The 14,219-nt window shown below is 65.3% G+C and carries 10 protein-coding genes; 7 read left to right on the top strand and 3 right to left on the bottom strand.

The features are described 5' to 3' along the window. The first annotated feature begins 25 nt into the window (after positions 1-25). From K368_RS0110085 to rsmA, 3 genes are read left to right on the top strand one after another with little or no spacing between them, the layout of a single operon-like run. Positions 26-2,665, top strand: a complete 2,640-nt coding sequence (locus K368_RS0110085; protein ID WP_027172298.1) for an LPS-assembly protein LptD — start codon at positions 26-28, stop codon at positions 2,663-2,665. Positions 2,666-2,714: 49 nt separating this feature from the next. Continuing rightward, the gene (gene pdxA, locus K368_RS0110080; protein ID WP_036266164.1) at positions 2,715-3,734 is read left to right on the top strand and encodes a 4-hydroxythreonine-4-phosphate dehydrogenase PdxA; all 1,020 of its coding nucleotides are present in this window, start codon (positions 2,715-2,717) and stop codon (positions 3,732-3,734) included. After that, complete coding sequence (rsmA, locus tag K368_RS0110075; RefSeq protein ID WP_027172296.1) at positions 3,731-4,567, top strand: 16S rRNA (adenine(1518)-N(6)/adenine(1519)-N(6))-dimethyltransferase RsmA; 837 nt, start codon at positions 3,731-3,733, stop codon at positions 4,565-4,567. The genes pdxA and rsmA overlap by 4 nt, the downstream gene beginning before the upstream one ends. 84 nt (positions 4,568-4,651) lie before the next feature. Here the strand turns inward: rsmA and K368_RS0110070 are convergent, their stop codons facing one another. Both K368_RS0110070 and K368_RS0110065 read right to left on the bottom strand, forming a co-directional pair. After that, positions 4,652-5,104, bottom strand: a complete 453-nt coding sequence (locus tag K368_RS0110070) for a response regulator (RefSeq protein ID WP_027172295.1) — start codon at positions 5,102-5,104, stop codon at positions 4,652-4,654. 55 nt (positions 5,105-5,159) lie between these two features. Then, on the bottom strand, positions 5,160-5,627 hold the full coding sequence (locus K368_RS0110065) for a BLUF domain-containing protein (protein ID WP_027172294.1): 468 nt from the start codon (positions 5,625-5,627) through the stop codon (positions 5,160-5,162). Between the two features lie 244 nt (positions 5,628-5,871). Here K368_RS0110065 and K368_RS24320 point away from each other — a divergent pair, with 244 nt between their 5' ends. From K368_RS24320 to K368_RS0110040, 3 genes are all read left to right on the top strand, one after another. Then, positions 5,872-7,242 carry a flagellar hook-basal body complex protein gene (locus K368_RS24320; RefSeq protein WP_036266872.1) on the top strand — a complete coding sequence of 457 codons (1,371 nt, stop codon included), beginning with the start codon at positions 5,872-5,874 and terminating at the stop codon, positions 7,240-7,242. 37 nt (positions 7,243-7,279) lie between these two features. Beyond that, the gene (gene flgK / locus K368_RS0110045; protein ID WP_027172291.1) at positions 7,280-9,154 is read left to right on the top strand and encodes a flagellar hook-associated protein FlgK; all 1,875 of its coding nucleotides are present in this window, start codon (positions 7,280-7,282) and stop codon (positions 9,152-9,154) included. A 147-nt stretch (positions 9,155-9,301) separates the two neighbouring features. Further along, entirely contained in the window at positions 9,302-11,092 is a 1,791-nt protein-coding gene (locus tag K368_RS0110040; protein WP_027172290.1) for a hypothetical protein, read from the top strand. 1 nt (position 11,093) lies between these two features. Here the strand turns inward: K368_RS0110040 and K368_RS0110035 are convergent, their stop codons facing one another. Next, on the bottom strand, positions 11,094-13,166 hold the full coding sequence (locus tag K368_RS0110035) for a M3 family metallopeptidase (protein WP_051439830.1): 2,073 nt from the start codon (positions 13,164-13,166) through the stop codon (positions 11,094-11,096). Between the two features lie 175 nt (positions 13,167-13,341). On the opposite strand from K368_RS0110035, the gene fliP reads away from it, so the two are divergent. Next, positions 13,342-14,106: a flagellar type III secretion system pore protein FliP gene (gene fliP / locus K368_RS0110030; RefSeq protein WP_051439829.1), complete on the top strand. Its 765-nt coding sequence runs from the start codon at positions 13,342-13,344 to the stop codon at positions 14,104-14,106. The last annotated feature ends 113 nt before the right edge of the window (positions 14,107-14,219 follow it).

Below are 14,219 nucleotides of genomic sequence, written 5' to 3'. Positions count from 1 at the left end.
GCCGAGGCAGAGGTTGGGACACGGGTTGCGTACAGTCTCCGACATCGCGAAGCTCGCCGGGTTGCTGGCGTTCGTCTCCGGCGCCGCGCTCACGCTCGGCACCGAAGGTGCGAGCGCGCAGGCAGCCGGCCGGAGTGACAAGGGCCAGGCCCGCAAGGCTGCAGCGCCGAAAGCTGCAGCGCAGCCCGTGCCTGCCCCCACGGGTAAGCCGGCCGAGCGTCTCCTCGTCGAGGCCGCCGAGCTGATCTACGACAACGACAACAACACCGTCACGGCGCGCGGCAATGCCGAACTGCATTACGGCCCGCGCACCCTGCAGGCCGACCGCGTGCGCTATGACCGGGCCAGCAGCCGTGTCTTCGCCGAGGGCAATGTTCGTCTCACTGACGAGACCGGCGCCGTCGTGACCGGCGATACGATGGAGCTGACGGACGATTTCCGGAACGGATTCGTCGACGCCCTGCGCATCCAGCAGACCGTGGAGATGCGGGGCCAGCCGGTGCGAACGCGCTTCTCCGCGCCGCGCGGCGAGCGGGTGGACGGAGAACAGACGACCTTCGAATCCGGCACCTATACCGCCTGCGAGCCGTGCAAGAACAATCCGGAGACGCCGCCGCTATGGCAGGTGCGCGCCGCCAAGATCATCCACAACAACGAGACGCACACGATCGGCTTCGAGGAATCGACCCTCGAGATCGCCGGCATCCCCGTCGGCTACCTGCCGTATTTCGAGGCGCCGGATCCGACGGTGAAGCGCAAGACCGGCTTCCTCACGCCGCGCTTCATCACGTCCACCGCCCTCGGCAGTGGCATCTCGACGCCGTTCTTCATCAACGTCGCTCCGAATTTCGACATCACCTTGACGCCGTCCTTCCTGAGCGAGCAGGGGCTTCTCGGCCAGGGCGAGCTGCGTCACCGGCTCGAGACCGGAACTTACACCATTCGTGCCAGCGGCATCTTCCAGACGACGCCCAGCGCCTTCCTCCCCGGCCCGCTCGGCGCGGGAGACCGCGACTTCCGCGGCTCGATCGAGTCCAAGGGCCAGTTCTACATCAACGACCGCTGGCGCACGGGCTGGGACGTGGTCGGCGTCACCGACAAGTGGTTCCTCGACAATTACCGCGTCCGGAATTCGAGCATCACGACGGATTACTTCCGTGAGGCGGTGTCTACGGCCTACCTGATCGGCCAGGGCGACCGCTCGTGGTTCGAGGCGCGCGCCTACTATTTCAAGGGCCTGTCGAGCTACGATTGGCAGAAGGAGCAGCCGGTCGTCGCGCCGGTGATCGATTACGACAAGCGCATCAACGGTCCCGGCTTCCTCGGCGGCGAAGTACGCTTCGAGGCGAACATCACCCATCTCGATCGCGAGGCCACGGACTTCCAGGCGATCCCCCGCACGGGCTCCTACTACTTCAACCCCACGGTCAACGGGACGACCTATTCGCTCTACGAGACCTGCACCACGTTCACGCGGAGCACCTGCATCATCCGCGGTCTGTCGGGGAGCAACACGCGCGCATCCGCGCAGCTCTCGTGGCGCCGAACTTTCATCGACGATGCCGGCCAGGTCTTCACGCCCTTCGCCTACCTGCGCACGGACGCCTTCTTCGTCGACCCGCGCAATTCCGGCTATCAGAACGCCCTGGCGCAGACGATCAGCACCACGGATTCGGATTTCTCGGGCCGGGTGATGCCGGCAGTGGGGCTCGATTACCGCTATCCCTTCGTGAGCAATTTCGGCCCCCTCGGCGTCCACACCCTCGAACCCATCGCACAGGTCGTGATCCGTCCGAGCGAGACGCATATCGGCCGCCTGCCCAACGAGGACGCACAGAGTCTCGTCTTCGACGACACGTCCCTGTTCGAGTGGGATAAGTTCTCCGGCTACGATCGTGTCGAAGGCGGAGTGCGCACCAATCTCGGCGCGCAATACTCGGTGGTGACGCCGTCGGGCTGGTACGCCAACGTCATGTTCGGCGAATCCATCCAGGTCGCCGGGGTCAACTCGTTCCGACGCGGCGATCTCGCCAATGTCGGTCTCGATTCCGGCCTGGAGCGGCGGCAATCCGATTACGTCGGACGATTCCAGCTGTCGCCGAACCAGAACATCACCTTCGTCACCCGCGCGCGGTTCGAGCAGCGGGACTTCTCGGTCAATCGCCTGGAGACGGGCGTCATCGCGCGCCTCGCCCCCTTCGCTCCCATCGACCTGTCGATGTTCTATTCCTACTACGCCGCTCAGCCATTCCTGGGATTCAACAACCGGCGAGAGGGCCTGACCGCGTCGGCAACCTACCACATCACCCCGAACTGGTTCGTGACCGGCTCGGCCCTGGTCGATCTCACGCACTATCTCGACGTGCGCGATACCTTCGCCAACGCCTACACCTCCTATCTCGCCAATCCCGTGGGCGCGACGCCTGTCTACACCAATCCCGGCCGCGCCAACCTCGCGGGCCTGAGCGTCGGCGGCGGTTATCAGGACGAGTGCACCACCTTCTCGCTCAACTACATCGTCTCTCCGACGGCCGCGGCTCTCGGAGTGACGGAGCGCAACCGCACCGTGCTGCTACGCATCGAGTTGAAGACCCTCGGCGAAGTCGACCTGCGCCAGAACGTCAACATCGCGAGCACGGCCGACGGCATCGCGGCCACCCGGTGAGATTGGGCGAGAGCCCGGCCTCGCCTTCATCCGGCAACGACAACAGGCCATGACGGTGCACAGACCCATTGCGCTCACGATGGGCGATCCCGCCGGCATCGGGCCCGAGATCGCGCTCATGGCGTGGCTTGCACGGGATGAGGGCGCCGGGCTTCCACCGTTCTTTCTCATCGGCGATCCCGATTTCATTGAGGCGCGGGCGAGCGGTCTCGGCTTTCAGGTCCCGGTGGCGGAAGTCGGCTCCGATCTCGCGGTGGAGGTCTTTCCCCGCGCGCTTCCGGTGATGCCCCTGCCGAGCGGCGCCCGCGTCGGTGCGGTGGCGGGACGGCCCAATGCGGCCGATGCCGGCGCGACCCTCGAATCGATCATGACGGCGGTCGGCCTGGTCCGGTCTGGCGAGGCGATCGCCCTCGTCACCAATCCCATCGCGAAATACGTCCTCACCAGCGTCGGCTTCGCCTATCCAGGCCATACCGAGTTCCTCGCGGCCCTGGCGGCCGAGCCCGGCAAGGCCGCGCCGCTTCCCGTGATGATGCTGTGGAGCGAGACCCTGGCCGTGGTGCCGGTGACGATCCACGTCGCCCTGCGCCGCGTGCCCGATCTGCTGACGCAGGACCTCGTGGTCCGGACCGCCCGCATCGTGGCGCGGGACCTGACGGAGCGCTTCGGCATCCCCCATCCCCGCCTCGTGCTGTCGGGGCTGAACCCGCATGCGGGCGAGGCCGGCACCATGGGGACGGAAGACCGCGACGTGCTCGAACCCGCCGTGGCGCAGCTTCAGGACGAAGGGATTAACATCAGAGGCCCGCTTCCGGCGGACACGCTGTTCCATCCTCGCGCCCGGGCCGCATACGACGTCGCGCTGACGCCGACCCACGACCAGGCCCTGATCCCGATCAAGACCATCGCCTTCGACGATGGCGTCAACGTCACGCTGGGCCTGCCCTTCATCCGGACCTCACCCGATCACGGCACCGCCTTCGACATCGCGGGCAAGGGCGTGGCGCGGCCGGACAGCCTCATGGGCGCCCTGCGACTCGCCGCAAGACTTGCGGGACAGCACTCGTGAGCGAGGACGGACTTCCCCCCCTGCGCGACGTGGTGCTGAAACACGACTTGGCACCGAAGAAGGCGCTAGGGCAGAACTTCCTGTTCGACCTCAACCTCACCGGGCGGATCGCCCGCGCCGCCGGCCCCCTGGAAGGGGTCACCGTGGTGGAGGTGGGGCCGGGCCCCGGCGGCCTGACCCGCGCCCTCCTCTCTGCCGGCGCCGCCCGCGTGGTCGCCATCGAGCGCGATCCCCGCGCCCTACCGGCGCTGGCCGAGATCGCCGCCCATTATCCGGGCCGCCTCGATGTGGTCGATGCCGACGCATTGAAGTTCGATCCGCGCCCCCTCGTGGGCGATGGGCCGGTGCGGATCGTCGCCAACCTTCCCTACAATGTCGGGACGCCGCTGCTGACGGGGTGGCTCACCGAAGCGGTCTGGCCGCCCTGGTGGGACTCCCTCACCCTGATGTTCCAGCGCGAGGTCGCCGAGCGGATCGTCGCGGACGAGTCCGACCGGGCGAATTACGGTCGTCTCGGCGTCCTCTGCGGTTGGCGCACCGAGGCGAACATCCTGTTCGACGTGGCGCCCTCGGCCTTCGTGCCGCCGCCCAAGGTGACATCGAGCGTCGTTCACTTGAAGCCCAGGCGCGCCCCCCTGCCCTGTTCGGTGAAGGCCCTCGAACAAGTGACGCGAGCGGCATTTGGCCAACGCCGCAAGATGCTCCGCCAAAGCCTGAAGGCCGCCACACCCGATCCGGCTCGTTTGCTCGACGCGGCGGGCATCCCAGAGACGGCGAGGGCGGAGGAGGTCCCGGTGGCGGGCTTCGTCGCGATGGCGCAGGCGCTGGACTGAATCTCCCCCGGACGACGGGCGATACCTCTCCCAGTGCTCGTGATGACCTGAGTCCGGCGACGCCCCTGCGGTGGCCAGCTGCGATCAGAACTTGCCGAGCATTGGGAAATCGACGTTCAAGGTGGATTCCGCCGCAAGCGGCGCTTCTCGGCGGCGCGGCTTGCGATTGATCACCTGCTTCAGCTTCGACTTCAGCACCGACATGTCGAACGGCTTCAGGATGAAGGCGTCCGCGCCGGCCTGGTGCGCGAGGTTGATGTCCTCGAAATCGAACGAGGCTTCGGTGAGGATGAAGGGCGTGTTCATGAGCGCGTCGTCGCCGCGGATCTCGCGCAGGAGCGTCAGCCCGTCCATCGGCTCCATCATCAGGTCCGAGATCACGAGGGCGTATTTGCGCTCGCGCAGGCGCTCCAGCGCCTCGGGACCGCTGGTCACGCCGTCGACATCGGGGAAACCGATCCGCGTCATCAGCAGGATGACGAGCTTCAGCAGTTTCTCCTGATCGTCGACGATCAGGATCGGTGGCGTCTCACTCATGGGCTTTCGAAGCTCAAGCTCGGATATCCGACGTCAGGAAGGCTAAGACGACGCATCAGACGAATAGGTGGTCGATGCCCTGCTTGGCCAGCGATTCGGCCTGCAGGGCAATGGCGAGGGAATGAATCACCCCGCCTTTCGGAGTGCCGCGCTGAAACATCGGCAGCAGGCCGGCCTTCTGGAAGGTCGCGTCGTTCGCCGGGTTGCGCATGACGGTCACGAACGAATTGACGAATTCCCGCTTCACGATCTCACGCCACTCGACGATCTGGACGTCGCGATGCCGGGTATCGTTGCTGATCCGTCCGAACGTGTCGTTCACCGAGGTGCGCTCACCCTCGATGATCTGGGCCGCGAAATTCTGTTCCACCAGCATGAAGCTGGTGATGACGGAGAATTCGTTCTTCTTCTGCGCCTGCCGCGTGATCTCTCCGAGCTGGCGAGTCCGGCCGGCCGCGTCGGCGGCGAGGTTCAGGCGCGAGAAATAGATGAGGTGGACGAGGGTCGTCCGCTTGCTCTTCATGATTCCTCTCCGTTGCGCCACGGCCCGACGATAACCGACCCAGGCATAACGCTGGGTAAACAGCGAGCTTGCCTTACCACGAAACCGGCAAAAGCTGCCGGGGCATTTCCGGAAAATGTCGCTTCTTGCCGGCCGTCCTGAAAAACTACCACTTAAAATCAATGGTTTAGATTTGGCATTCCGCTTGCGGATGATGGCATGAACCAATTTCGGTCCACGTCATTTTCAACAAAGGTTGCCGGCCATGGATGTGTTTTCAGCGTTGCAGACGGCGGTCTCGGGCATGAAGGCCCAGGGCTTTTCCCTCGAGAACATCTCCGGCAACATCGCCAACTCGCAGACGACGGGCTTCAAGCGGGTCGATACCAGCTTCGTCGACCTCGTCGCCGAGCAGGCGCCCAACCGCCAGGTCTCCGGCAGCGTCAGGGCGAACTCGGTCCTGACCAATTCGATTCAGGGCAACATTATCTCGACCGAGATTCCGACCAACATGGCCCTGAACGGCCCAGGCTTCTTCGCCGTGCAGACGAAGACTAGCGACGTCAATGGTCAGACCTCGTTTTCGCCGGGCAACCTCTACACGCGCCGGGGCGATTTTACCAAAGACGCTGAAGGCTATCTCCGCAATGGTGGCGGCGCTTACCTAACCGGAACTAGTCTTGATCCAGCCACTGGGCTCGCTACGGGCGAAGGCCCAATCCAAATCTCGACCTTGCCCGTGCCGGCCAAACCAACCAGCACCATTGAGTATTCTGCCAATCTGCCGAAAACGCCTACGGTATCTCTCGTGGGAAAGACATTCACGGATTCGACCAATCCCACCAATGTGGATGCTACCGCCAGGGTAGGATCCGTCACCGCCAAGGATGCTGCTGTCCTCCTGGCCGGCAGCCTCGCAGGTCCCTCGCTGACCGCATACTCTGCCAGCGGAGCACCTGTCGATGTGAATACACGATGGGCGAAAGTCCAAGATGCGTCGCCTGCGGTTGGAGATACTCCTGCCAAGAGCGACGTATGGAATCTATATTATGCAAATAGCAGTACGAATGGGGGAATTAACTCAACTTGGACAAATTCAGGCACCGCCTTCCAATTCGATGGCAGCGGAAAACTTACGAGTCCCAACGCAGATGCCGTCAATATCGCGAATCTTACTGTCGACGACATCAATCTCGGCACGATCTCATTTAAGTACGGCGAGGGCGGTTTGACCGCTCATAACGCGGGTGGAATATCTCCCTCCATTCAGAGGCAGGACGGCTTTAGCTCAGGCACATTGAACAGCCTCTCAGTCAGTGAAACCGGAGAAGTCCTGGGTAGCTACAGCAACGGGAACACCGTTTCTTTGGCCAAGATCAAGGTGGTACAGTTCACGAACCCCGATGGACTGAAGGCCGATTCGTCAGGCAACTATCGGCAGACCCTCGACTCCGGAGCTCCGGTTACGGGCCTCAACGCCACGACGATCGAAGGCCAGAACATCGAGCAGTCGAATACGGACATTGCGAGCGAATTTTCAAAGATGATCGTAACCCAACAGGCCTACTCTGCGAATACGAAGGTCATTTCGACCGCGCAGGATATGATGTCCTCGTTGATCAACATCATCCGCTGAGGTCTGGGGTTTCCGGTGACGTAGAGGGAGGGCGACCGTGTCGTTCACAGCGCTGAACACGGCCGCGGCCGGCCTGAAGACCACTCAGGCCGCCATCGGCATCGTCTCGCAGAACATCGCGAATGTCGGCACAACCGGTTATGTCCGGCGCACGCTCGACACCGTCGCCCAGGGGCCCGGCAATTCCGGCGTCGCCATCGGGACGATCAACAGGATCATCGACGAGAATTCGGTGAAGCAGCTGCGGCTCGAGACGTCCGGCGCGTCCTATACCGGGATGATGGCGGACGTCCGGACCCAACTCGACAAGCTCTACGGAATACCGGGTACCACGAGCGCCCTCGACGGCGTGGTCAACAACTTCACCCTGGCGCTGCAGACCCTCGGGGCGGACCCGTCATCCGCCCCCGCCCGCTCTTCCGTCGTCGCGGCAGCATCCAACCTCGCGACGAAGATCGGGGGCATCGCGGAGGGGGTCCAGTCCCTGCGCAGCGCAACCGAGAGCCAGCTTGCCAACGATACGGCCGCGGCGAGCGGCCTGCTTTCGTCCATCGCGCAGCTCAATAGCAAGATCGCCGCCACCAGCGACGATGGGTCCAAGGTCGCCCTCCTCGATCAGCGCGACCAAGCCCTCAATTCCCTCTCCGGCTATCTCGACGTCCAGGCCTCCGTGCAGCGCGATGGGACCGTCACGGTCATCACCACGTCCGGGATGACGCTGGTTGACCGGGCCAGCGCGGCGAGCCTGAGCTTCGACGGTCGCGGGACGCTCGGTCCCGAGGATGCCTACTCCACGGATCCGGCCCAACGCAGTGTCGGAACCATCACGGCGACCACCCCAGGAGGCGGCACGATCGATCTCGTCGCCTCGAACGCGATCCGTTCGGGCTCGCTGGCCGCCGGGATCGAGCTGCGCGACACGGTTCTGCCCCAGGCCCAGCGCCAGCTCGACGATCTGGCGGCGGGCCTGTCGCGGTCGCTGTCCGACACGTCGGCGGTCGGCACGCCCGCATCGGCAGCGGCCGGGGCTGGATTCGACATCGACCTCACCGGCCTGAGCGCCGGCAACGCCATCACGATCACCCTCAAGGATACGAACGGCGCACAGCGCAACGTGATCCTGGTCCCGTCCAACCTAGACCCGGCCGCGTCGGTGAACCGGGCCGATGTCGCCGATCCGCTGGCGACCATCGTCCCGTTCACGGTAGGCAGCGACTCGGCCACCTTTGGCACGGCGATCGCCGCCGCCCTCGGCTCGCCCTTCACCGTGACGTCCGTCCCCGATGTCGGTAAAGGCGGTGTCCGAATCCTGTCACCGACCAGCGGCGCCCCGACGATCCTGGGGATCAAGGCCAGCGTCACCCAGTCGACGTCGCCGGACGATGTCACGAACGGCAAACCGCAGATCCCGCTCTTCGTCGATGGCGGCGGCAAGGCCCGCCTCTATACCGGGTCGTTCGATGGCGGCTCGCAGCTGACGGGCTTCGCCCAGCGCATCGCCGTGAATCCGGCGGTGATCGCCAAGACGGAAACGCTGGTGAAGTTTGCGCCGGGAACCCAGGGCAGCGAACCGACGAGACCGCAATACCTGTTCGATGCCCTCACGAGCGCGAACCGGACCTTCTCGGCGGCGAGCGGGATCGGCGGCATCAGCGCGCCCTACGACTCCTCCGTGCAGGGCTTCGCCCAAAAGATCATCGACGCCCAGGGCGCCGCTGCGGCGACCGCGCAGAATCTCGACGAAGGGCAGAGCATCGCGCTCGCGACGGCGCAGGGCCGGTTCGCGAGCACGTCCGGCGTCAAGATCGACGAGGAGATGTCGATGCTCGTCGGATTGCAGACGGCCTACACCGCCAATGCCCGCGTGCTCACCGCCGCACGCGACATGCTGGATACGCTCCTACGGATCTAGGGCGTCGTCGCGGACATCGTGTCCGCGCAGTTGCCACAGGTCTTCTCCTCCATTCGGTTCTTCCGAAACGTGGCCTCCACTGTTCGGGTCGATTCTCCGGCGTCTTCAACCGGTTGACCGCTTGAAGACCCTAACGCCGAGGTCACGATGACGATCACCGCCTTTACGGCCGGCACCTACGTCCAGGATCGCAACACCGCGAACCTGGTCAGCCAGAAAGCGCGTCTCGACGCGTTGTCCACCCAACTCGCCAGCGGTCGCACCGCCGAGACGTATGGCGGGATCGGCGCGGCGCGGACCACCAGCCTGAGCGCTCACGCGTCCCTCAGCGCCCTCGACGGCTACGATGCCGCCATCACGGCGAACACGACGCGAGTGACGGTCACCACCTCGGCGGTGACGCAGCTATCCTCCTTGAGCGGCATCCTGCAACAATCGTTGAATTCCAGCACGACTGGAACGGCGTCGACCGTGACGCAGGTTGCCAGGAACAGTCTGGATGCGGCCGTGGACGCGTTGAACCAAGACGTCGCGGGCAACTACGTCTTCGGCGGACGGATCTCAGATACGGCCCCCGTGGCTTCGGCGGATGCGATCCTGAACGGCGTTCCCGGTCTCGGCCTCGATGGTCTCAAGACTCTGGTGACCGAGCAGATCGCCGCCGATCTCGGCCCGAACGGCAATGGCCGCATCGCCACCAGTGCCTCGGGCTCCACCGTGACGGTCAGTGAGGAAGGCACAGGCACGGCGGGCACGGAAGCGCGTGCGAATTTCGGCTTCAAGCTCATCTCGGCCACCAGCTCGAACCCGGCGGCCATCACGGCGGGAGACAAGACGGGCGGAACGGCGCCGGACGTGACCTTCACGGTGGCCAACGCGCCCGCGGAGGGCGATCGCATCCGCGTCGCGATCAATCAGCCCGATGGGAGCCAGACCTTCACCGACCTGACCGTCACCGCAAACCCTCAGGTCGACGCGACCAACACGATCCCGCTCGGCACGGCCGCCGAGACCGCCGCCGCCCTGACCAAGAAATTCGAGGGCCAGCCCGTCGCCAGCATCCAGGGCAAGGCCTCTCTCGGCCTCGCGGCGAATTTCGGCACCGGCACGCCGGCGTCGGTGGAGCTCACCGTCAAGGCCCCTCCGGCGGCGGGGGACACGCTGACCTTCAACCTCGCACTTCGTGACGGCACTACCCAGTCGATCACGCTGACCGCGAAGGCAAACGCGGATTCCGCCGCCACGACCGAATTCTCCCTGACCGGCGACGTGGCCGCCAACATTTCCAAGGCCCTGTCGAACGCGCTCAAGGAGACGGCGGGCACGACCCTCTCGGCGAGTTCGGCGTCGCGCGCCTCTCAGGATTTCTTCGCCGGGTCGAAATCCGAGGGTTTCGCGCCGCGCCGCGTGTCGGAGGATGGAAACGGCTACGCCGAGCAAGCCAGCACGAAGACCGTGATCTGGTACACCGGCGACGACACCTCGGCCGATCCCAGGACGACGGCGACGGTGCAGATCGGCACCGACCGCAAGCTCGGCATCGGAGCCCAGGCCAACGAGGCTCCGATCCGTGCAATCCTCGCCGGCATCGCACAGGTCGCGGTGCAGAGCTTCACACCCTCGACGTCCGGATCGCCGGAAACGGCGCGCTACAATGCCGTCTCGGAGCGCGCGCGTTCGCTCCTCACTTCCAGCGACGGCCGCGAAGGCGTGCAGAGCATCGCCAGTGATCTCAGCCTGGCGGCCAAGACCATGGCGGACACCAAGACCGACAACCGCTCCGCACGGGCGGCCCTGGAGGACAGCCTCGACGGTGTCGATTCGGTCTCCATCGAGGAGGTGACCGCCAAGCTCCTGGCCCTCCAGAACCAGCTTCAAGCGAGCTATCAGGTCACCTCGATGCTCTCGAAGCTGACGCTGACGAACTATCTTTCCTGAATCAGGCGGCGGCCAGGCCGCGCTTGCGCAGCAACGGATCGATGCTGGGCAGGCGACCACGAAAAGCGGTGTAGGCCTCTCCGGGGTCGCGCAGGTTGCCGGCCCCGTAGACGAACTTGCGCAGGCGCGCCGCCGTCTCGGGGTGGAAGATGTCGCCGGCCTCCCGGAATGCGTCGAACGCGTCAGCATCCAGTACTTCGGACCAGAGGTAGCTGTAATAGCCGGCGGCATAGCCGTCGCCGGAGAAGATATGCGCGAAATGCGGCGAGCGATGCCGCATGGAGATCTCCGCCGGCATGCCGATGCGCTGGAGCGCGTCGGCCTCGAAGGCCAGGACGTCGAGGCCGTCCTCGCCGCCGCTCGACAAGTGAAGCGTCATGTCGACGATCGCCGAGGCGGTGTATTCGATGGTGGAGAAGCCCTGGTTGAAGGTGCGCGCCGCGAGCATGCGCTTGAGCAGCTCCTCCGGCATCGGTTCGCCGGTGCGGTAGTGGCGGGCATGGGCGCGCAGCACCTCCGGCTGTTCGAGCCAGTGCTCGTAGAGCTGCGAGGGCAGTTCGACGAAATCGCCCGCCACCGCCGTGCCCGCGAGAAGGGGGTAGGTCACGTCGGAGAGGAGGCCGTGCAGGGCATGTCCGAACTCGTGGAACAAGGTGCGCGCGTCGTCGAAGGACAGGAGCGGCGTCTCGCCGGCCGGCGCCTTGGCGAAGTTCATCACGTTGACGATGATCGGCGTGACCGTGCCGTTGAGCCGCTCCTGCGAGCGGAACGCACTCATCCAGGCGCCGCTGCGCTTCGACGGCCGGGCGAAGTAATCGCCGAGGAAGATCCCGACCTCGGATCCATCGGCATTGCGCACCGTCCAGGCCCGCACGTCGGGATGGTAGTGGGGGAATTCGGTGAGTTCCTCGAAACGCAGGTGGAAGAGGCGTGAGGCCGTGTCGAAGGAGGCAGCGATGACCCCGTCGAGGGGCAGGTAGGGCTTGATCTCGCCTTCGTCGAGATCGTGCTCGGATCGCCGCAGCTTCTCGGCATAGTGGCGCCAATCCTGGGCGCGGATGGCGAAATCGGCCCCTTCCGCCGTCGCCAGCGCCTGGAGCCGGTCGCGCTCGGCGCCCGCACGGGCATGAGCCGGCGTCCAGACGTTGCGCAGGAGCTCCATCGCCGCGTCCGGCGAGCCGGCCATGGTGTCGGAAAGCTTGAAATGAGCAAAGCTGTCGAAGCCCAGAAGCCGCGCCCGCTCCGCACGGAGGGCGACGATCTCTGCGATGATCCCTGTGTTGTCCGTGGCGCCCCCACTCTCGCCACGGCGGGTCCAGGCCTCGTAGGCCTTCGCACGCAGGTCACGCCGGGTCGAGAAGACCAGAAACGGCTCGATCAGCGAGCGCGACAAGGTGATAACGTGACCATGCTCGCCGCCCCGGTCCTTGGCTGCACTGGCGGCGGCGGCCCTCAGGAACTCGGGCAAGCCAGCAAGGTCCTCCTCGCCATCGAGGGGGAGGATGAAGGCGCTCTCGTCGGCGAGAAGGTTCTGGCTGAACGTCGTTCCAAGCTCTGCCATGCGCCCAGCGATCTCGGCCATCCGCGTCTTCGCTTCGGGGGCGAGATCGGCGCCGGCGCGACGAAAGCGCGTGCGGTAGCGCTCAAGAACGCGCCGCTCTTCTGCACCGAGCGTCTCCGCATCCGCATCGACGGCGGCGATGCGCGCCCAGAGCCGGGGATTCAGGTAGATGGCGCTGCCGTGGCGGGCGAGACGCGGCGTAATCGCCCGCTCGACGGCCTGGAGCTCTGGGCTGGTGTTGCTGCCACTGAGATTGAAGAAGACGGAAGCGACTCGGTCGAGATCGAGGCCCGCGCGCTCCATCGCCTCCACCGTGTTGACGAAGGTCGCCGGCCTCGACGCATCGGCGATGGCCGCGATCTCCACATCGTGCAAGTCCAGGGCTGTCTCGAAAGCGGGCAGGAAATGCTCCGGCCGAATCCGGTCGAAGGGCGGCAGGCCGAACGGCGTCTGCCACACCGGCTCCGCGAACGGTCCTATATCCCGGGTCTCGGTGGCGGTTGCGGTCGTCATGGTCGTCCTTTGGTGGCGTCCGAGTCTGTGCGGGGGAACCTAGTCATCCCGGCAAAGGAGCGCAAAGTATCCCGTCGGCATTTTCGCCACGCTGTCACTCGGCGTTCGGACTAGGGAGCTTCGAGAGCGCGGGCGCTTGCGCCCGGGCTCCCACCGACGCAGGTTGCGCCCCGCCATGGCACTCCTGACTCGAACCACATCCGTTTCTCTGCGTACCGCCTGCCTCGTGCTGGCGGCGGGCGGTTTCCTCGCGGTCGGCATCGGTGCGGCCATGGCGCAAAGCCTCTCGGTCGATCTCGGCCAGGGCGGGGTGACGGAGCGGGCACTCCAGCTCATCGCCCTCATCACCGTCCTTGCGCTGGCGCCATCGGTTCTGGTGATGGCGACCTCGTTCACGCGGATCGTGGTGGTCCTATCGATCCTGCGCTCGGCCCTCGGCACGCAGAGCGCGCCGCCGAATGCCGTGATCACCAGCCTTGCCCTGTTCCTCACCGCCTTCGTCATGGCACCGACGGCGCGGGAAGCCTACCGTACCGGCATCGAGCCGCTCATCGCCGGACAGATCACACAGAGCGTAGCGTTCGACAGGGCCTCGTCCCCTTTCAAGACCTTCATGCTGCGTAACGTGCGCGAGAAGGATCTGAAGCTCTTCCTCGACATGGCGAAAGCCCCCGCCCCGGCCGGCCCGGAAGCCATCGGCCTCGAGATCGTCACGCCAGCCTTCATGATCTCGGAACTGAGGCGGGCCTTCGAGATCGGCTTCCTCCTCTTCATCCCCTTCCTTATCATCGACCTCGTTGTCGCCTCGATCCTGATGGCGGTGGGCATGATGATGGTTCCGCCAGCGACGGTGGCGCTGCCGTTCAAGCTGATCTTCTTCGTGCTGGTGGACGGCTGGACCCTGGTGGCGGGCTCACTGATCCAGAGCTACGGGAACTGAGCCCGAGCGAGCACGCCACCAGCATTCCAGGATAGGTCGCCGGCTGCCGCTCGGGCACGGTAGCGTTTTCCGTAGCAGCGCAGGCTCGTCTGCCAAGCAACGTTGTTCGAGGT

The organism is Methylobacterium sp. 10 (assembly GCF_000519085.1).
GTDB lineage: Bacteria > Pseudomonadota > Alphaproteobacteria > Rhizobiales > Beijerinckiaceae > Methylobacterium.
This window is presented reverse-complemented; position numbering and strand designations above follow the sequence as displayed.